The following is a 20,154-nucleotide window of genomic DNA, read 5'->3' on the forward strand; positions in this document are numbered from 1 at the left end:
CAATAAAAAAATTAATAATTTATCTTAAAAAATAAAATACGGCTCTATTCTTCCAGTAATTGGTCTGACCTTTGCTCTGAAACAGTCTCAACGGTCTTTAACGCACGCAGCATCACATTTTTCCGGGTATCTAATTTCGCTACATGATTCTGGGCTGCATCCAGGCTTTTTGAAATACTCTGAACTTGATCGCCGTATTTTTCAAACTCGCGCTTCACAGCACCAAGAACATCCCAAACATCATTGGCTCTATCCTGAAGCACCAACTGCCTAAAGCCCATACGGAAGGTTGACAGCATGACTTGTAAATTTGTTGGCCCTGCGATGGTGACATTGAATTCGCGTTGTAAGCGTTCAAATAATCCAGGACGGCGGAGTATTTCTGCGTACAGACCTTCAGTTGGGACAAAAAGAATAGCCCACTCAGTTGTAGAGGGCGGATTGATATATTTACTACTAATATCCTTAGCTGAACGGATTATAGCCCGCTCCAAATCCTCAGAAGCTTTTTTAAGTGCATTCGTATCCCCTGCTTCTGCAGCATCAAGCAAGCGATCATAATCTTCGCGGTGAAATTTAGCATCCACGGGCAAATAAACATCTTTTTCCATGCCGGGGACTTTAATGCCAAATTCTACCCGCTCACCGCCACTTGGTTTGCCGCAATCATAATTGGTCACGAATTGATCATTGCCAAGGAAATCTTCAATGAGCATGGATAATTGGACTTCGCCGTATCCGCCTCGGGACTTCACGTTGGTGAGGACGCGCTTCAAGCTACCCACATCTGAAGCGAGAACTTGCATTTCACCAAGCCCCTTGTGAACACTCTCAAGGCGTTCCGAAACAGTTTTAAAGCTCTCTGTTAAGCGCTTTTCTAACGCTGATTGCAGCTGCTCATCAACAGTTTTGCGCATGTCATCCAGCTTCTTACTATTTTCTTCACGAAGCTGTTTCATATTCTTATCTAGGCCATCTCTGAACTTAAGCTGCTGCTCCCCTTGATCGGCGCCTAATTTCCGAATGGTTTCAGCAAGCAAATTCAATCGTTCTTCTTGGCTTTTACCCAAAGCATCAAGGCGAGCATTCACTTCTGTGCGCTGTTCTTTATTGAGCTTTTGGTTTTCTTCTCGGAAGTCTTTATTGAGATATTGCAGTCCCTTCATCAGTTCTTCCATCCGCATCTCAAGCTTTATCAGGGATTGAACTTGAGAAGTATCGCCGGCTTTTGAGTGTGTCTCATTATGTTTTAATTTTAAGAGAATGAACGCTGCAAGAAGACATGCAAGGCCTGAAAGGCCGACACTGAAATATGATATGACATCCATAAAAAATCCCCTCTGGATAGATCGTAAAATACATAGCACACAAGAACAAAAAGGAAACGCATTATTTCCATAAAAAAAAGCCCGGCGAACCGGGCTTGATCATTTCTATTCTATGGAAACAACTACTGAAGCTTCAGAGGGACCATGACTTTGCTGCCCTCTCGGGTCTGCACGTAAAGGACAATACTTTTCTTATCATCTTCACGAAGTTCTTCAATGCGACTTTCCACCTCAGATGGAAGCTCGACATCTCTGAACTGCACCTTCAGGATTGTCATCCCTGCCGATAATCCTGCTTTGCGCGCCGCTGAACGGGGATCTACACGCAAGATTAAGACACCTTCTGCTCCTTCACCGAGACGGAAGCGACGTTTTAACTCACCATTTAATTTAGCAAGCTGCATGCCTTCAACACTTGTTGGCGTTTCCTCGTCTTCCTCACTGTCGCGCTGACCCACAATATCTACAGCTTCTTCTGATTTCAATTCACCTGTATTGACATCTAAAGTCATCTTTTTGAACTCTTCGCCTTCACGACGTAAGATTTCCATCTTCACCGTTTTCCCAACAGGGGTCGCTGCAACGAGGCGCGGAAGATTATCTTTCTCTGTAACTTTTCTTCCGTCCCAAGAAACAATGATGTCTTCTACTTTCACACCAGCTTTATCTGACGGTGCATCTTTAACAACTTCAGAAACCACTGCACCATTGACTGTGTCTAAACCCATGGCTTCAGCGAGATCTTTATCCAAAGCTCTGATAGAGACGCCCAACCATCCACGGCGCGTTTTACCATATTCTTTCAACTGCCCGATGACACGCTGGGCATCACTTGCAGGAATTGAAAAGCCAATGCCGATGTTGCCGCCTGTTGTGGAAATGATAACTGTGTTAACACCAACAACATCACCGTTCATATTAAAGAGAGGCCCACCACTGTTTCCTCTATTGATCGGAGCATCCGTTTGAAGGTAGTTATCATAGGTGCTTTCTCTTGTATTGGACAGACGACGCGCTTTACCAGAAATAATGCCTGCTGTTACAGTGCCGCCAAACCCATAAGGATTTCCAATAGCCAATGCCCAATCACCAACGCGAACACTGTCACTATCGCCCCATTTCACAAAAGGGAATTTTTCATCAGATTCTATTTTAAGTAGGGCCAGATCTACCTCTTCAGCACGGCCCCTGATCACAGCTTTATATTCTTTGCCATCGACCATTCGTATCGTTATTTCTGAAGCGTCTTTTACAACATGATTATTGGTGACCACATATCCGTCTGCGCTTATGATGAAACCAGATCCTAAAGAGCGAGATTCTCTTGGCTCAGAATCAAAATACCGATCCTTAAATCTTTCAAGCATTTCATTATCAAGCCAATCATTGCCTTTAGGCATACGCGGATTTCTTGTCTGCTTTCTTTTAATCACTGTCGAGATGTTAACCACAGCGGGTTGAAGTTTCTCGACCAGATCAGCAAAGCTGTCAGGAGCACCACGAACAGTCGCTTGCGCTTGCAAGGCCGCTGTTGCAATCAATGAAATGACCAACAGGAAACCCAATGATAATTTTACCATCCAATTCTGTTGTTTTTGAATTGTAATCGCTTTTGCTTTTGCATGTTGTTTATAACGATTATTCACTAATAACTCCTATTTTATTTTACTTCTTTGCAGTCGTTGCAAAGCCCCTCCCTTAGTGAAGGCCTAACCATAGTCACCTGGCTGCATAAATAAGCAGTACACCAATCCCTGCCAAGGTCAAGCCCAGGGCCCGCCTCTTTGCGTCAGAGTGTTCAAGAAGCGCGACAAGACGCTCTATCATACTGCGTGAGAGTAGAGAATAGGCCACGCCCTCAATAAAAAGAGCGAGGCCTAAGGCTGTTATCAAAAGATCCCAGTTCAAGGAAAGTCTCTATTATTTCTTCACTTTGCCACCGCTCATCAGCAGTTTAAAAAATTCACTATCCGGTGACAGGACAAGCGTTGTATCTGACTTTCCGAGTGCTTTTTTATAGGTCTGCATTGTGCGATAGAATTCAAAGAAATCCTCATCTTTACCGAAAGCTTCAGCGAAAACTCGCACAGCATAGGCATCCGCCTCACCTCGAGTGATCGATGCTGTTCTGCGCGCATCAGCACGAATCACCGCAGCTTCACGGTCCGCATTCGCGCGGATCGTCACCGCTTCAGATTGACCAAGAGCTCGCTGCTCACGGGCAATACGCTCCCGCTCAGTTTTCATCTGCTGGAAGATTTTTTCGCGGTTGTTTGTTGGTACTTCAACCTGTTTAAGTCGAACATCGATGATTTCAAGACCAACTTCTTTCGCATTTTCGTTAGTAACAACAGCAATACGGTCCATGATTTCTGCCCGCTTATTGGTGACAATATCAGGCATTGTATTCTCAGCAATCACCTTCTGCAAACTTGACATCAAGATCCGCTCAAGAAGAGCAGAACGTCCCTGGTCTGAACGCGCTGTTTGGTATGCTTTGAGTGGATCCACAATTTTGAACCGTGCAAAACTATCCACAATCAACCGGTTTTGATCCGCAGCAACAACTTCAGTTTCCGCTGCATCAAGATTAAGCATGCGTCGCTCTAGACGTACAACTTCTTCAACAAATGGCAGTTTAAAATGAAGCCCTGCATTCATCTCCAGCCTGTTCATCTGACCAAGACGGAGCACAATCGCTTGTTGTGTCTCATTTACCACAAATAAAGACGCCGACCCGACGAAGAGAAGAACCACAAGCAGAATTAGACTTATAATTGATTTGGTTTTCATCTTAATTCTCCTTCTTTTTCTTCAATTCATTCAACGGAAGATAAGGGACAACACCAGATCCATTCTTTCCGCCTTCAACGATGATTTTATCCATCCCTGCAAGAATTTCTTCCATCGTCTCAAGATAAATCCGTTTACGTGTGACATTTTTGGCTTTGACATATTCATTATAAACCGACAAGAAACGTGCCGCTTCACCATCTGCACGGGCTTTCACTTCCGCTTTGTAGGCTTCCGCTTGCTGAGTTAACTGTGACGCCTCACCATTCGCTTGAGGAATAATCTCATTCTTATAAGCATCCGCTAAGTTCACAGCTCTCTCCCGGTCAGCGGTCGCACGCTGAACATCGCGGAAAGCTTCGACAACTTCGTCAGGGGGGTTCGATGCAGAGATTTGAACCCGTCGGATTGAAATGCCAGAAGCATATCCATCAAGCGTTTCCTGCACTTTGGTTTGCACTTGGCGCTCGATACTATCCCGCAACCGCGTGATAATGTCTTCGATCTTGTTTTGGCCGACAACTTCACGCATGGCTGATTTAGACACATCCGCTACAGCTTGCTCTGGATTCTTCAGGTTAAACAAAAATTTATCTGCTTCACGTATATTCCAAACAACAGAAAATTTCACATCAACAATACTGTTATCGCCAGTCAACATCAAACTACTGTCCAACGAAGATCCACGTGAGTAGCGCTGATTTCGAGTTCCATTATTAGAATCACTTCCAATCTGGTTCGATCGCTCTTGGGTAACATTCACCTTGATGACAGATTCAACTGGATAAGGCAGATGCCAGTGAGGCCCTTCACCCGTTGTCTTTATATACTGACCAAAACGGAGAACTACGCCCTGCTCGTCCGGTTTCACGCTGTAATAGCCACTGGCTAACCACAGCCCTAAGATCACAAGCAGTATTAAACCGATACTGCCAAAGCCGCCCGGCAAGGCTTGCTTCAGCTGCTCTTGTCCTTTTTTGATTACTTCATCGATATTTGGTGGCTGGTTACCGCCCCCAGGACCACGGCCGCCGCCGTTGCCCCATGGGTTATTACCCCCACCATTATTTCCGTTCCAAGACATATATTCTCTCCGGTATTGTTTTCCCCGCTGCTTGCTTTATATGTTGACGCAAGCAATCACTACTGAAAATGATTTCAATAGCACTCAGTAATGATATATAAGGCCGAAGCCGCTATACATCAATCTTAACCACGCAAGTTTTTTGCATTTTTTGATAAAAAGTCCTCATGATAGAAAAACAAACCATTGAAACAGCCATCCTTGAGTTAAATATCCTGTCACATGCTGCCTTAAATGCCATCATTGTGGACGGCGGCTCAGTCGGCATTATTATCGATTTAGCCCAATATAATGGCCGCCAATCGCCAGAATCAGTGCGAGAGGCTATTGAAGAGCAGATTAGTAAATTTGACGGAGTGACCTCAGTATCGGTCGTTTTAACCCAAGAACGTCAAAGCCCGTCTAGCCACTCAAAGAGTGCAGGCCTAAAACCTGCGCCTGATTTTTCAACACCCAAGGCCAAACCTGCCCCAAAACCCTCTGCAGGTGGTCTCAAGGGCGTGCGCCATATTATTGCTGTTGCCAGTGGCAAAGGCGGTGTTGGAAAATCAACCACCGCCATAAATTTAGCCTTGGCTCTTTCTAACCTTGGCCATAATGTCGGTTTACTGGATGCCGATATTTTTGGACCCAGCTTACCGAAACTTTTGAATATTAATCCAGGCAGGCCGCCCATTATCGACGGTGTTATTCAGCCCATTGAAACTGAAAATATGAAAACCATGTCAATAGGATATATGGTCGGCGATGATCAGCCTATTGTCTGGCGCGGCCCAAAAGTAATGGGCGCAATCAATCAACTTTTTAAAGATGTTGACTGGTCTGGAACCGACATATTGATTTTGGATTTACCTCCCGGCACAGGAGATGTGCAACTCTCTATTGCTCAGCAAGTAAAACTATCTGGCTCAGTGATTGTTTCAACCCCTCAAGATTTAGCCCTTCTTGATGCTAGAAAAGGCATGAAGATGTTTGAAATGGTTGATATCCCTATCATAGGCCTCATTGAGAATATGAGTCATTTTGTTTGTCCAAAGTGCGGTCAAGAAAGCCATATTTTTGGTCACGGTGGTGCTGCAGAAACAGCGCGTGAATACGGCGCAGATCTGCTGGGACAAATTCCTTTGCATATGAGCCTTAGGACTGATGATATTAATGCTGATCGACAACCTCTGATTATGACAAGGGATGAATCAAGTTTATCTCGCGATGAAAAGAGTATTTTTGAAAGCTATATGGCCGTTGCCGCTGCCTTAGAACAAAAACTCAGCTAATCTAAGTGCGAACGTAATCAATAAAACTATAGGCCGGCGTTCCAGCGCTGGCTGCCACGTCAATACGTGTCACTTCTGACCAGTCACCTGCGTCAACTTCGGGAAACCATGTATCTGCATTATCCACGGAAAGATCAACTTTAGTTAAGTAGAGGCGATGAGCCTTTGTCAGGGCCTGCTTGTATATTTCGCCCCCTCCAATAATCATAATTTCATCTTGCTTGAAAAGATGAGCATAAGCAGCTTCTAGACTTGAGACAACTGTGACCCCCTTGTGCTGCCACTGGTTATTGCGTGTGATAACCACATTCTCACGCCCCGGTAAAGGCCGCCCAATTGACTCAAACGTTTTTCTGCCCATGACAATCGGCTTACCAAGTGTGATTGCCTTAAATCGTTTCAAGTCCTCAGAGATATGCCAAAGCAATTCATTATTTCCGCCAATTGCCCAATTGGAATCAGCTGCTACGATCACTGAAATTTTCATTTTCGGTCCTAAAATATATTAGAGTAAATCAGAATTATCATCTTCATCTTGAGCTTCGCTCAGCGGTAAGGTTACCATGAAAGTAGTGCCAATATTGACTTCACTTTCTACTGTAATACGCCCTTTCATCCGAGTCACAAGTTCTTGGCAGATGGCAAGGCCCAGACCTGTCCCCCCAAATTCACGGGCAACACCGTGGTCAACCTGAGAAAAGCGTTGGAAGAGAGCATCGATACTTTCTGCCGGAATGCCAATGCCTGTATCTTGAACTTTAATTTGCCAGTAAGGTTGCTTCATATAATCATCAAGTAAGATAGCTTCCACAACAATCTTACCTGCTGGCGTAAATTTTACTGCATTGGAAAGAAGATTGATCAATATCTGTCTAATCCGATTGTCATCGGCAAAAATATCGCGTGGCAGATTAGGATCAAGTGACAAAGAAAGCTCTAAATTTTTCTCATCAGCAAGCGGTTGAATAAGGGCGACCACCTTTTTAAACATGATATCAAGCATAACATTTGTCGGTGAAATGGTAAGCTTTCCAGCCTCCAACTTGGCTAAATCAAGAATGTCGTTAATCATAGCTAACAAGTGACTGCCACTTTGATGAATATTATCCGCATAATCAATATAGCGGGGTTCGGTTATAGACCCTAAACTTTCTGACTTAATAATCTCAGCAAAGCCTAATACAGAGTTGAGCGGTGTTCGCAATTCATGAGACATTGTGGCTAAAAATTCCGATTTCGCCTTGTTCGACTCTTCAGCATTATACTTTGCAAGTGCCAATTCATTATTTAAGTGCTGGAGCTTAGAGTTTCTACTTTCCAATTCTTCATGGGCTAAACGGAGCGCTTCCGTTCGCCGGCTAATCATTCCTTGAATTCGCGCCGTCCTTCTATTTTGCATAATCAGAATTGTGAGAAAGAGGGCTACCAGTACGATCGACATGGTCGCCGTGGTCATGACACTGTTATAATCCGACTGGTATGCTGATGCTTTCGGCTTAACGACTAAACGCCAATGTTGCTCGCCAACCTGCATAGAACCAACATATTCCAAAGCTGATTCGGGTAAATCTGTTGCAGTTAAGAAATCTGTTTTATTGTCATTGGCCCCCAGATATAGATCATCAATTTCCAAAATGAGATCGCTAAAAGCTTCTATAGAAAAAAGTGAATTCAATATATCTTCAAGAAAAACTAAATTTCCTACAAACGCTACATCACCATTTTTAGATCTGGCGGGTACAAGCACAATATATGCATGTTTCTTGAACTCAAACCCTCCAAAGGAGTTTAAAATAGGTAAAACTTTTGCACTATTATTCACTTCTAAGGCAACCAAATAGGGGCGTAATTCCTCAATCGACCCCATATCAAAATTGACCAAATTTCCCCACTTTAAGTTGTTAGCGATTTGGGATTCCACAAGAAAATATTCTTTTGATTCACTAAAAGCTGTATCTTGGACCAAAGCATTCCCTTGAAGAACTTTAACAAAATTCTTAGCATCTGGACTATCTTGCCTGTCTAAGAATGCTTCAACTGCAGCCCCTGACAACCGACGCCCTTTTACAAGCAAACTTCGCTTCAAAGAGGCCCCCGTATTGCTTGGCATCATGAATTCGGCATATTTCTTTTGATCTATGGTGTTGAGAGATTGGCTTATTATGCCCAGCCTGACGGTATTATTTATAACATCCTGGAAACGGAGTTGAACACGATCGATGAGCAAGCTGGCATCATGCTCAAAAACATCTTGAACCTTTTCTTTTTCATTCTGAATCGATGCAGAAATCATGTACCAACAAAAACCAAACCCCAGAAGGCAAATGATTGTCGCTCTATATATTCCTGCATAATTTCTCATGTAATCCGTCTATTTCTGAAAGTCTTTACCTGTCACCTAAATCCATGTCTCGATCAGACTGCAACAGGTGCTTTAATATGCGGATGACTTTCATACCCCTCTATTCGGATATCATCATATGTAAAATCAAACAAATCATCAACCTCTGGATTGAGATGCAAGGTTGGCAGCGCAAAGGGGTCTCGCGTTAACTGTAGATCTGCTTGCTCAATATGATTGCTGTAGAGGTGGGCATCTCCTAATGTGTGAACGAAATCACCCACTTGAAGGCCACAAGCTTGTGCCATCATATGGGTCAAGAGGGCATAGCTTGCAATATTGAAGGGCACCCCCAAAAAGACATCCGCACTTCTCTGATAGAGCTGACAACTCAGTTTACCATCAGCTACATAAAACTGAAAAAGACAATGACAAGGAGGCAAAGCCATACTGTCTACGTCTGCCACATTCCATGCAGAAATAATGAGTCGTCGACTATCTGGAGTATTTTTAATTTGATCAATAAGGTTAGCCAGTTGATCGATGGTGGTGCCATCTCCAGCAGGCCAGCTGCGCCACTGATAGCCATAGACAGGACCTAAGTCGCCTTTTTCATCCGCCCAGTCATCCCAGATACTCACGCCATTATCTTTTAAATATTTTATATTTGTATCCCCTGCCATAAACCAAAGCAATTCATGAATGATCGAACGCAAGTGTAATTTTTTAGTAGTAACGAGAGGGAAACCTTGGTTTAAATCAAAGCGCATCTGATGACCAAACACAGAGTATGTGCCTGTACCTGTACGGTCGCTTTTAAAGGTTCCCTCTTCCCGAATGCGGCGCAAAAGGTCAAGATATTGCTGCATGACGAACTCCTAAGTCTCTACTGAATTTAACAGGCATAAAAACAGAATAGGCCCCCACTGGCCAGCCTTTTTTGAGACTCTTTAAAAATTTTAATATTCCCGAGCTTACTCTTCTTGAAACTTAAATTGACAAAAGACTTTAAAATATTCCTCATCGGGCTTATATAGAGGCTGTCAGCTTGCTGACTATGGCGATAAAGGACGCAGTGAGTAACTATTGCGGACCCGGGGGCGGTACCCGGCGCCTCCACCAATAAGCGCTCTCTAAATAGAGTGTTTATTATTGGGGGCGAAATAGGATCGACGTGTAACGAAAAGTGTTAGTCTTTCGCTCAGGATGGTACCGCTGTAATGGACCAATTTTACATAAATGCTAACGACAATGACGTCGAGTTTGCAGTAGCTGCGTAATGCGGTGAATGTGAACAACATTTATTAAATTCCTGACCCTCGACAGGTCAGGTGGGGGCTGGTCCACCTAGCAACAGAACGGACCATATTTTAACTACAATTTGTCGAGCAACGACTCCATTGCCGCCACAGAGTCACCTTCTTTAGGGGGTGTTTTCTTCTGAGCAGCCTCCATATTTGAGGCTTCTCCATGAGAAGTTTTAGGACTCCCATGAGGGGACTCAAGAGTCTTTTTAGCGATTAAATGCTTATCTAATACTTTATACAATTCTTCATTATTAATGGGCTTAGAAATGAAGTCACTCATGCCTTTTTGAAGGAAAGATTCCCGTGCGCCTTTAATTGTATTTGCCGTGATAGCAATGATTGGTAAACTTTCAAACTCATGAGAAAGTTCTCGAATTTTCCCTTGCGCTTCATCACCGTTCATGCCTGGCATATTAATATCCATTAGGATTAGATCCACAGGCTTTTCTTTGCCCTTAAGAACTTCCTCCATATAATCGAGTGCAAGCAAACCTGTTTCAAGTTCAAAATAATCTGATACTCTCTGACCAACTAATTTGCCCATGAGGAGCCGATTAATCTTATTATCATCCACAATCATCACTGTCGCATGATAATGATCTTGAGTGGCCTGTAACGATTTTGTCTGCGCTGTAATGGACGTAACATTCTCGGCATGACCGAGGGGTAAACGCATAGAAAGGTCGAATGTGGTCCCCTCGCCCACTTCGCTCTCGACATTCACATGGATTTTCATCAGGCGACTAATTTCTTTGACAATGGCGAGGCCAAGGCCAGTTCCCGCATGAGAGGCGTCTCGCTGAGCCTCATCAATTTGCTCATATCGCCTAAACAAGCGACTGATTTGATCATCCGGTATGCCAATACCTGTGTCTTTGATCTTAACATTCAAACTAACTGTTTCATTTCCCTGGGGCACAACAATGGCCTGAATAGTAATCCCGCCTGACTTGGTAAACTTAATTGCATTATTTATTAAATTCATCAAAATTTGAGAGAATAACTTCCGATCAAATTTCAAAATCGTCTCTTTATCTCCTACAAAATCGAGATGGATATAGAGTTCCTTTTGATTGGCAATCGCTTTGTGAGCATTTAGGACATCATTTAAAAAGGCGTAACAGTTATAATCTGATATCTCTAACGTTGTCTTATTGTTTTCAAGGCGGGATAAATCTAAAATCTCATTAACCAAGGTTAAAAGAGATTCAGCCGACTGAAGAGAAATACCTAAATAGTTTTCATCGTCAGAGTGACCAAATTTATCTCTGGCAAGTTCCAAAAACCCAATTAGACCTGTCAGAGGCGTCCGAATTTCATGACTCATCGTACTTAAAAAATTGGATTTATTCTCACTAACCTGCTCCGCTTGATACCGCATAGCCTGCAAGTGCCCCTCCCGCAAAGCAAGCATGGAGGCCATATGCTCCAGTTCTTTACTAATCAGAGCCAATTCATCACTGCCAGAAACAGACCGATTCCCCGTATGGGTAGACTTGCCGATTTCACGAGCCATAGATAAAAGTGTGTGCACGCGTTCATGGATTTTATAGTGCATGAGGACCATATATAGCAGCCCAAAGAAAACAAGGCTTGCAAACACAATCATCAGTGTAGAAAAAGTCACTGCTAAGCTCTGCTCTGCAGAAGCCTCTGTATTTAATAACAAAATTATTGTATTCGTATGAGGCCCTTCTGAATTGAAATATTTCAGCCCTGCATATCCCACTAAGTTCGAAGTTCCTGGCTCTCTTTCAAAATAAACAAGCCCCGTATTTCTAGCGCGTAAATTTTGCCTCTCATCAACTTGGAACGGTAATTCATTAATCCCAAGTCCCACGAGGAAAGTCTCAGATGAATATTTCACAACGTTATTAGCGTCGACAATCAAGATGTTTTTAATAGATTCAAAGTCATCTTGAGCCGCCATAACCAAGTCTTGATTGACAGCGCCCACATTGTCAGTACTCAAGAGATTAATATAGCGTCCCTGAACCGTTGTTAATTTTCTTGAGAAACTCACTTCTGCATTACGGATGGCTTCTTCATATCCAATCGGAAGAGCCACAAAATAGTAACTAGCCAAGACAATGACAGCGACAAGGATAAAGCCAAAGGGCAAAAAAATCCGCAGTGAGATATTATTTAACAACGTTTATCCTAACATTAAGGGTACTTACCGCATACTATAAGTTCAATCCATTGGCTTTCAATCAAAAAAACGCCTGATCAAATATCTCATAGTCAAAAAGTAGTAAAAAGCGTATAGTCAAATGAAAGATGGAGATCTATCGTGTTCAAACCTATTTGTAGCCTTATTGCTCTTACGCTTGTTACCTCTTCTCTGGAGGCGCAAGATATAAGAATTGCCGTCCCCATCATGGGAGATCATTTTGAAGAAGATAAGAAAGGTCGTAGTGATCTTATCTTGGAAGCTATATTTAAGGCCTGTTCTCTCTCTTATTCAACAACTCAATTTTCGTGGCCGCAGCACTGGCAAGAATATGAAAACTCAGACGATTATGACGCTGCAGCCATCGTATGGGATAATGCTGGGCTAGCTGGTTTTACAACACAACCCTATATCCACTCTCAAAACGGCGTAATCTCGCTCACGTCAAAAGACATGGACATTGCTACATTTGATGATTTGAAGAACAAGCGTGTCATGGCCTTCACAGGAGCGTCAAACATGTTTCCACGTCTGGCTATGAATTATGCGCACTTTAAGAAATATCTTGAGATCACCACGAGCAACATGGCTTATAAAAGTTTGGTGATGAATGATGCGGACGTTTATGTTACCGACCCGTTGATCTTCATAAAAGAATACTCAAAACAGATCAATCGATCCAAAGGCACATATGGATCTGAAACTTGGCCTGAAATGCGCTTTCATAATATTTTGCCGGTTTACGGAGATGTTATGATTTTCAAAAAGAAAGCCATGCGCGATAAATTTAACGAATGTTATACTCTTGCTCGAGAGACGAAGGTACTTGAGCACGCACATGACTTAATGAATAAGCCGCTAGAGCTCTTTCGCTAAAGAGAAGCCCGTTGCAGGATCTTGAGCGGATCTCTGCAGCCAGTTTTCTTGAGCATATTCAGTACAAGCATCCACATAATGAATGGCATAAGCATGGCGTGAGCGATTTGATCTATTCGCGCCAGAGAGATGCGGAAACTGTCCATGCAACACAACCACAGACCCAGCCTTGACCGCGAGCGGCACTTTTTTGTCTTCAGGCCAGTCTCTATCATCCAGCACATCAAAGTGTGTCTGCCCTGCTTTGACCCAATAACGTGAGCGAGGCAGAGTCTCCGTATGGACTGCAGGTATCCCCCAAAGACATCCATTTTCTAAAGTGGCATCTTCAAGGGCCACCCAGATTCCTATTACAGACTGGGGCGTGGTCCACAAAAAGGGCGCATCTTGGTGGCATGTTACTTCTCCTCCAATATTTGGCTGCTTGCAAATATACATGCTCTGCATCAGAACAGGAGCCCTCATGCCCAATCCAGAGAGAAGACTTTCTAGCTTCCCTTGTCGAGAGAAGGTGGAAAAAACTTGATCTTTATCGTGAAGAGCATGGCCAACTTTGTTAACAGCTTTATTAAGAGGCACCACAAGATTTCCTTTTTCATCAACGGCCTCTTCTTCCAAGAAGAGTGAAATTTTATCTGCGGACTGCAACAAATATTGATCACTCACTTGATTCCGGTCTATGGTTGAAAAAATAGAATCAATAGAAGCCGGATCTGTCTCTTCAATAATGCTCTCCATTCTATCCATTAAATTTTTACATTCTCCCACACTAAAAAAATCCTCTAACACTAAAACGCCATTTTTTTTGTATGCCTCCTCCATCTCTTGAGAGGGTGATTGAAATTCGGATGCTTTAAATCTGAAAGATTGCTTCATGGATAACACGCCTATCTACTTTTAATTTTTTCAAATTGTGGCCCTGACAGACCAAAATCAAAAAAAATGATAATTCTCTTCAACTTTCCAGAAATGCATATTATACCTTCCATAGGAAATGATAAATTCGGCACTGTAGGAAGCACTAATATTATGCATATTGACTATGATGGCAAGGTCCAAACCGCCCTGCGCGATGTGGTAAAGAGCGTAATGAGCGACGTGGTTAAAGACGGCCTTGATGGAGATCATCATTTTTACATCACCTTCAAGACGCAACAAGAAGGCGTTGAAATTCCTGACCATCTTACTACGGAATATCCAGAAGAGATGACAATCGTCATTCAGCATAAATTCTGGGGACTAAAAGTGACTGACGAACGACTAGAAGTCGGCTTATATTTTAATCGTGCGCCCGAAATGCTTTATATTCCATTTGTTGCCATCACAGCTTTCATGGATCCGAGTGTTCAATTTGCCCTGCAATTTCATGATAATCTAGAGGATGAGGACCATGACGGATTGATGGATGCTGAAACCCTCGAAGAAGCAGAAGCAATCATTGCCGCTGAAGAGGCTAAGGTTCAGGCATCCGCTGCAGACGATAATTCACCCGCCGGTGAAGACAAAGGCGGTGATAATGTTGTGACTTTAGATTTCAGTCGCAAAAAATAGAATTTATCTCAGACAAACTCACTCATTTCAAGAGTGAACTATCTTTATCATTTAGGATAACAAGGGGTTTAATCCGATGAGTGACTTTACATATAGTAAACTTTTTCAATTAGGTGAAGATAAGACAGAATATCGTAAGATTACGTCTGACTATGTCTCCACGATCGAAGTAGACGGCAAAAAGATCCTAAAAGTTGAAAATGAAGGACTGCGCCTTCTATCAAAAGTTGCCATGGGCGATATTGCTCACCTTCTCAGAGCGTCTCACTTAGAGCAGTTGGCGAGCATTCTTGAAGACCCCGAAGCATCTGATAACGACCGCTTTGTTGCAAAAGAACTATTAAAAAACGCAAATATTGCTGCTGGTCGTGTCTTACCAAGTTGTCAAGATACGGGCACTGCAATTGTTGTCGGAAAAAAGGGCCAATATGTGTGGACTGACGGGGATGATGGTTCACCTCTTTCGCAAGGGGTGGTAGATACCTATACAGGTACCAACCTTAGATATTCTCAACTGGCTCCCTTATCCATGTTTGAAGAAGTGAATACGCGGAACAACGCCCCTGTACAGCTTGACCTTTATACAGACAAAGGAAATGAATATAATTTCTTATTCATGGCAAAGGGAGGCGGTTCTGCTAATAAAACCTTCCTCTACCAACTCACTCCTGCAATGCTTAGAGAAGATAAGCTTCTTGAATTTTTAGACGAAAAAATTCAATCACTAGGGACTGCGGCCTGCCCCCCCTATCATTTAGCAGTTGTGATTGGTGGATTGTCTGCTGAGCTTAATTTAGCGACAGCCAAGAAGGCCTCGGCTAGAGACCTAGACGCCCTTCCAACCCAAGGTGATCGATCAGGGCGAGCCTTCCGTGATATAGAAATGGAAGAGAAAATCCATAAAATGACTCAAGGTATGGGGCTTGGCGCTCAGTTTGGCGGGAAATATTTTTGCCACGATGTGCGCGTAGTCCGCCTACCCAGACATGGAGCATCCTTGCCTGTGGGTATCGCAGTTTCTTGCTCAGCAGATCGTCAGGCAAAAGCCAAAATCACCGAGGAAGGAATATTCATAGAAGCCCTTGAAACAGACCCCGCAACCTACATGCCTGAGATTGAAGAAGACGCTCTGTCGACAGAAGTTGTGAAGGTTGATCTCAATCGTTCAATGGATGAGATTAGAGCACAATTGACAGAGTATCCTATTAAAACGCGCCTGAGTTTAAGTGGCACCATCATTGTTGCACGAGATTTAGCCCATGCTAAAATTCAAAAGATGATTGAAGACGGCGCTGAGATGCCAGAATATTTCAAAAATCATATTATTTACTATGCTGGACCAGCAAAGACACCTGATGGGTATGCCTCAGGATCCTTTGGACCTACAACAGCAGGCCGCATGGATAGTTATGTGGGCCCATTCCAAAAACTTGGCGGCAGCATGATTTCCCTTGCCAAGGGTAATAGAAGCAAACAAGTGACCGACGCCTGCAACGAATATGGTGGATTCTATCTGGGATCTATAGGTGGGCCTGCAGCCATTCTTGCTCAAAACAATATTAAGAAGGTTGAAGTTCACGACTTCGAAGATTTCGGAATGGAAGCTGTCTGGAAAATCGATGTGGAAGATTTCCCCGCTTTTATCGTCGTTGATGACAAAGGCAATGACTTTTTTAAAGCCTTGTAAGATAACTTTTACACAAATAGTTAGACTAAAAAAGGAGGCATGCCCTCCTTTTTTTTTGTTTTTCACGAGAGTTAGTTTTCATACCAGTCTGTTTGAAGCACAACAAAATCATTACTATCGAGCTGGCTAGAGTCGACATCATCTAAGATAAATAAAATCTGTCCATTATCATCTTTAATAAGAGTATCGCCGTCGTCAGACTCGAGGGTAAGATCCTCATAGGTTAAATCAATCAACCCAATTAAATCTTCACCGTCGGTGAAATCAAAAACTAAATCAGCATCCCCTTTCTCACTGACACCCTCACCCAAAGCTGTAATGAAGGTATCGCCGCCTGTCCCTCCTGTGAGGCTATCTTGACCAGCCCCCCCAGCAAGCATATCTGCACCGCCCTGACCCTCTAGAACATTATCTTGATCACCACCTTTAATACGGTCATCCTCATCTGTACCGATCACATTTTCGATATCAACTTCTTCAGGGATAAAAAGGGTAGCGGTTTTATTTCCAACAAAATCACCAAACTGATAATAGTTAACAGTTGTATTCACGTCGGACCACTGGCTTCCAGAAAGATCAATATTAACGCCGCTCAGTTGATTCACGAAATCAATGGTATCCACACCACCAGTATCCCATAAAGTCATATAATACTGCTCGGTGCCATCAAAGGTATACGTGGTATTCTCGGGATTAACCTCTGATTCACCATAAATATATTGAAGCGCAAGAATATCATAATACATAAGCGTCGTAGGATATAAATCTGCGACTGCTCGCGAACCAAATTCAACGGAATCTGTGTAGGACATCACTGTATATTCAACACTGTCGAAATTTGGATCAATAGCGATCCCAGCGCCTTCCTCTTCGAAGGAGTGTTTCAAGCCCAATGCATGTCCAAGTTCGTGCAACATTACAAAGCCTAAATACGGTCTCTCTGGATCAGAACTCAGGTTTTCCGAGAAGAGCCAGATATCCCCGTCATAAAGCCACCCATTAGGTAAATAGGCCCATGCTGCGGCATCTGTTCCTGTTTTACCAGACCAGCCAATTCGAATATCCCCAGCAGAACCTGGACTTGTTTCTGTAGAAGCGATATCTGCCACTTGAACAAAATCAATATTAGTATAATTTTCAACCATATCAATTATATCAAGGAAGATCGCTTTTTGTGCCGTTGTTAATTCTGAAAAATTAACATCGGGCTCATCCCCTCCTTCATCAGGGGAGTCACTGCCACTGTAGCCACCAGAGCGCCTTGAAAAATTGCCTTCAGAGCTGAAAGACCATGTTAAAGTTGTTTGTGTTCCATCTTGGTCTTGTTGATAGCGTGTCCCGTATAACAAACTATCAACCCGATCATCTCCTGATCGCCCGATGGAATCCACATAAGGAATAGACTCTTTATTCGTAGGCCCTAAAGGTAGGTCTGTGTCAAAGTCATTCGACACATCATCCACCGAGAGAGAATATGTGCCAGAGGCCCAGCCCCCTGCGGAAATATAATAAATGCCGCTCTCTGTCGGTTGGAAGAGAAAACTCACCTCATAATCTCCACTGGAACCATCAGGGCTAAATCCGCCGTCATCATTATAGACTGTGGGCAGAGCATTGCCGTCAGAATCATAGACTGCTCGCACATAGGGGTCTACAAGACTGCCCCCGCCGCTTGCTTCGCCTGTCATATCAACCTGATAAATTGATCCTGCTTCTAGAAAAACACCGTACCAATCCTCATCAGCAGATGAGGCGATAGTCCCAGTCACAGTTTCTCCCACTGCTATTGAACCCGTTGTGTCTACTGATTCAGGAAGGTCAAGAGCTCCTTCTGAAGCGGACTGAAGAGATGTCACAGTCCCGATGGAAATTGTATAGTCACCAACTGCTGTCTCTGTTCCCACTGTTCTGAGATAATAGGTCCCGGCTGACTCGACGGTTGCATTAATGGAAAGGAGACCGTTTGCACTCAAATCCCCCGATGAAATTTCATTTCCATCTGCGTCCGATAAAAAGAGCAGAATGTCGCCTTTAGTTGCGGCATCAACAAGGTCGCCTGACAGTTTAATAGAGTATTGTCCTGCGCTTAAATCTACTTTGAACCAATCTTCATCCCCTGCTACAGAGATCACACTGGCAATATCTTCGGATGCTGACACGACAGTCGCAGCAAGTCGAGAATCTGAAACATCAAGACTTGAGCTATCATCATCAAGGACCACTACGCCTCCAGCGTCAGAAGAAACAGGGATTGTTGACTGTTCAGTCAAGGTAATTTCAAAAGCGAAACTTGCTTCTACCTCTGAATCGTCAAGCCAATTAAAGGTGAGCGACTTTTCATATTCATTGGGGGCAAAAGTAACAGAGCCTTCGGTGCCATCACTGAGGCGGTAAGCGACTGTAGCCGTTTCTGAGTAGCGGGCAGAGAGACTAATCACCACAGAAGATGTCTCAGCCGATTCCTGAACAACAACTGAAGAGACACTCGCTATTGGAAGCTCATCACTGCCTGCAGGAATTGTCATGATCACATCAACGCCTGCTATAGTAGGGTCAATTGAATTTCCATTCTCATCCACAAAGGTCATATCAGGGTCAACGATTAACCCTGCAAGGCTTTCTGGGTCAGCTAATTGGGTTGAAGTGAAAACCAGCTGCCCCGCTCCGTTAATGATAAATTCTTGATCTAAGTTTTCTGTCGTAATACCCGAAAGGTCTAAGACTGCTTCCTCAGACAGCGTAATCACATCCAAGTCATCAATACGAGTGATGATGGTCTCTAATGCCATTGTTCCCTGCCCGATAGAGATTGAAATACCTCCTTCGCTGGAGATAGAGCTAATGCCTGATACATCACTATCATCGGTCAAATTCAGCGTCACTGCCTCTGAAAAGCTCAGGCTTTCTACATCGGTGATTGTCTTCTCAGAAAGGTCAAACGTTCCGCCTGTCTGTGTCATCACTACAAGGGAAGAGGTACCATCACCCGCCAGTCTAGAAAACCCTTCGAACTGACTATCAGTAAGAGTGACCGCTGAGTTCAGCCAAAGTGTTTCAAGGCTTTCCAAGGCGATGGATGTTATATCCACCTCTCCGTAAATGACGAGAGTGTCAGTACCGCTTTCTCCGCTTATAGCCTCACCGGAAACAGCATCAGATGTTGCCTGATCGTTTAAGTCACTCAAGTCAAGTAAGCTTGAAAGGTCTGTCGATTGCCCACTTGGGGACGTGATAGACTCCTGACCGTACTGGTCCGCAGATGTTACCCCTATAAGAACAATCACATCATTGCCAGATCCAGCATTAACAGTATCAGCGCCAGACCCAGGCAAGATAAGATCTGAGCCAGCTCCGGACGTGATCACATCATCTCCGCCTTCACCGCGAATGATATCCGAAGCTGATCCTGTGGTAATTTGATCCGCCCCTTCTCTTCCCAATACCGTCAAGACAGTTGTGCTAGATTCTTGAGAGAGTACGAGACCGTCACTGCTGTCTCTTGCAGTAAACGTACCGACGGGATCTTCAGTAAAATCTGGTTCAACTGGTGGCGGGGCTGGATCAACACCTGTGTCAGTATTGACAGGTGTCGACCCACTTCCACTACCACATGCTGCTAGAAACGTTGCTGGCAAAAGAGAAAGTAAGTTTTTCTTAGACGACTTTTTGACTTTAAACTGGTGAAAATAAGAATGTATAGATCTATTGATTGACATTAAGACTTCCTAGAGTTGGGACCA

15 protein-coding genes and 1 other RNA gene are annotated in these 20,154 nt (G+C 43.6%); 5 read left to right on the forward strand and 11 right to left on the reverse strand.

The features are described 5' to 3' along the window. Positions 1 to 44: 44 nt before the first annotated feature. The 5 genes from QGN29_RS00390 to hflK form a co-directional block, all read right to left on the reverse strand. Positions 45 to 1,328 (reverse strand): DNA recombination protein RmuC, encoded by a 1,284-nt coding sequence (locus QGN29_RS00390; protein ID WP_310798658.1) that lies wholly within the window; start codon positions 1,326 to 1,328, stop codon positions 45 to 47. 122 nt (positions 1,329 to 1,450) lie between these two features. After that, entirely contained in the window at positions 1,451 to 2,974 is a 1,524-nt protein-coding gene (locus QGN29_RS00395) for a Do family serine endopeptidase (protein WP_310798659.1), read from the reverse strand. 73 nt (positions 2,975 to 3,047) lie between these two features. Then, the gene (locus tag QGN29_RS14465; protein WP_375164721.1) at positions 3,048 to 3,182 is read right to left on the reverse strand and encodes a hypothetical protein; all 135 of its coding nucleotides are present in this window, start codon (positions 3,180 to 3,182) and stop codon (positions 3,048 to 3,050) included. Positions 3,183 to 3,248: 66 nt separating this feature from the next. After that, a complete protein-coding gene (gene hflC, locus QGN29_RS00400; RefSeq protein WP_310798660.1) occupies positions 3,249 to 4,121 on the reverse strand; it encodes a protease modulator HflC in 873 nt (290 codons plus the stop codon). Between the two features lies 1 nt (position 4,122). Then, positions 4,123 to 5,205, reverse strand: coding sequence for an FtsH protease activity modulator HflK (hflK, locus tag QGN29_RS00405; protein WP_310798661.1), 1,083 nt, complete (start codon positions 5,203 to 5,205; stop codon positions 4,123 to 4,125). 167 nt (positions 5,206 to 5,372) lie between these two features. Here hflK and QGN29_RS00410 point away from each other — a divergent pair, with 167 nt between their 5' ends. After that, entirely contained in the window at positions 5,373 to 6,479 is a 1,107-nt protein-coding gene (locus QGN29_RS00410) for an Mrp/NBP35 family ATP-binding protein (protein ID WP_310798662.1), read from the forward strand. A 1-nt stretch (position 6,480) separates the two neighbouring features. Here QGN29_RS00410 and QGN29_RS00415 read toward each other — a convergent pair whose 3' ends face one another. Genes QGN29_RS00415 through QGN29_RS00425 form a run of 3 tightly spaced genes read right to left on the reverse strand, consistent with a single transcriptional unit; the run spans position 6,481 to position 9,689 of the window. After that, positions 6,481 to 6,966, reverse strand: coding sequence for a dihydrofolate reductase (locus QGN29_RS00415; RefSeq protein ID WP_310798663.1), 486 nt, complete (start codon positions 6,964 to 6,966; stop codon positions 6,481 to 6,483). Positions 6,967 to 6,984: 18 nt separating this feature from the next. Further along, the gene (locus QGN29_RS00420) at positions 6,985 to 8,841 is read right to left on the reverse strand and encodes a sensor histidine kinase (protein ID WP_310798664.1); all 1,857 of its coding nucleotides are present in this window, start codon (positions 8,839 to 8,841) and stop codon (positions 6,985 to 6,987) included. A 53-nt stretch (positions 8,842 to 8,894) separates the two neighbouring features. Continuing rightward, positions 8,895 to 9,689, reverse strand: a complete 795-nt coding sequence (locus QGN29_RS00425; RefSeq protein WP_310798665.1) for a thymidylate synthase — start codon at positions 9,687 to 9,689, stop codon at positions 8,895 to 8,897. Between the two features lie 134 nt (positions 9,690 to 9,823). Here QGN29_RS00425 and ssrA point away from each other — a divergent pair. Continuing rightward, positions 9,824 to 10,188, forward strand: a transfer-messenger RNA (tmRNA) gene (gene ssrA / locus QGN29_RS00430). A 6-nt stretch (positions 10,189 to 10,194) separates the two neighbouring features. On the opposite strand, the gene QGN29_RS00435 is transcribed toward ssrA, so the two are convergent. After that, positions 10,195 to 12,279: a hybrid sensor histidine kinase/response regulator gene (locus QGN29_RS00435; protein WP_310798666.1), complete on the reverse strand. Its 2,085-nt coding sequence runs from the start codon at positions 12,277 to 12,279 to the stop codon at positions 10,195 to 10,197. Between the two features lie 141 nt (positions 12,280 to 12,420). Between QGN29_RS00435 and QGN29_RS00440 the strand changes: the two genes are divergently transcribed. Beyond that, positions 12,421 to 13,176 carry a transporter substrate-binding domain-containing protein gene (locus tag QGN29_RS00440; protein ID WP_310798667.1) on the forward strand — a complete coding sequence of 252 codons (756 nt, stop codon included), beginning with the start codon at positions 12,421 to 12,423 and terminating at the stop codon, positions 13,174 to 13,176. On the opposite strand, the gene QGN29_RS00445 is transcribed toward QGN29_RS00440, so the two are convergent. Then, positions 13,159 to 13,944 (reverse strand): phytanoyl-CoA dioxygenase family protein, encoded by a 786-nt coding sequence (locus QGN29_RS00445; protein WP_375164617.1) that lies wholly within the window; start codon positions 13,942 to 13,944, stop codon positions 13,159 to 13,161. The two genes, QGN29_RS00440 and QGN29_RS00445, sit on opposite strands and share 18 nt — an antisense overlap. A 261-nt stretch (positions 13,945 to 14,205) precedes the next feature. On the opposite strand from QGN29_RS00445, the gene QGN29_RS00450 reads away from it, so the two are divergent. Then, the gene (locus QGN29_RS00450) at positions 14,206 to 14,727 is read left to right on the forward strand and encodes an SspB family protein (RefSeq protein ID WP_310798669.1); all 522 of its coding nucleotides are present in this window, start codon (positions 14,206 to 14,208) and stop codon (positions 14,725 to 14,727) included. A 76-nt stretch (positions 14,728 to 14,803) separates the two neighbouring features. Then, complete coding sequence (locus tag QGN29_RS00455) at positions 14,804 to 16,414, forward strand: fumarate hydratase (protein WP_310798670.1); 1,611 nt, start codon at positions 14,804 to 14,806, stop codon at positions 16,412 to 16,414. 71 nt (positions 16,415 to 16,485) lie between these two features. Here the strand turns inward: QGN29_RS00455 and QGN29_RS00460 are convergent, their stop codons facing one another. After that, on the reverse strand, positions 16,486 to 20,130 hold the full coding sequence (locus QGN29_RS00460) for a M10 family metallopeptidase C-terminal domain-containing protein (protein WP_310798671.1): 3,645 nt from the start codon (positions 20,128 to 20,130) through the stop codon (positions 16,486 to 16,488). Positions 20,131 to 20,154: the final 24 nt, after the last annotated feature.

The organism is Temperatibacter marinus (assembly GCF_031598375.1).
Lineage (GTDB): Bacteria > Pseudomonadota > Alphaproteobacteria > Sphingomonadales > Kordiimonadaceae > Temperatibacter > Temperatibacter marinus.

Bases quoted from the DNA above. Each gene is read 5' to 3' on its own strand.
- QGN29_RS00420 (WP_310798664.1), bottom strand. From the start codon at position 8,841: ATGAGAAATTATGCAGGAATATATAGAGCGACAATCATTTGCCTTCTG.
- QGN29_RS00425 (WP_310798665.1), bottom strand. From the start codon at position 9,689: ATGCAGCAATATCTTGACCTTTTGCGCCGCATTCGGGAAGAGGGAACC.
- QGN29_RS00450 (WP_310798669.1), top strand. From the start codon at position 14,206: ATGCATATTGACTATGATGGCAAGGTCCAAACCGCCCTGCGCGATGTG.
- hflK (WP_310798661.1), bottom strand. From the start codon at position 5,205: ATGTCTTGGAACGGAAATAATGGTGGGGGTAATAACCCATGGGGCAAC.
- hflC (WP_310798660.1), bottom strand. From the start codon at position 4,121: ATGAAAACCAAATCAATTATAAGTCTAATTCTGCTTGTGGTTCTTCTC.
- QGN29_RS00415 (WP_310798663.1), bottom strand. From the start codon at position 6,966: ATGAAAATTTCAGTGATCGTAGCAGCTGATTCCAATTGGGCAATTGGC.
- QGN29_RS00455 (WP_310798670.1), top strand. From the start codon at position 14,804: ATGAGTGACTTTACATATAGTAAACTTTTTCAATTAGGTGAAGATAAG.
- QGN29_RS00390 (WP_310798658.1), bottom strand. From the start codon at position 1,328: ATGGATGTCATATCATATTTCAGTGTCGGCCTTTCAGGCCTTGCATGT.
- QGN29_RS00410 (WP_310798662.1), top strand. From the start codon at position 5,373: ATGATAGAAAAACAAACCATTGAAACAGCCATCCTTGAGTTAAATATC.
- QGN29_RS00460 (WP_310798671.1), bottom strand. From the start codon at position 20,130: ATGTCAATCAATAGATCTATACATTCTTATTTTCACCAGTTTAAAGTC.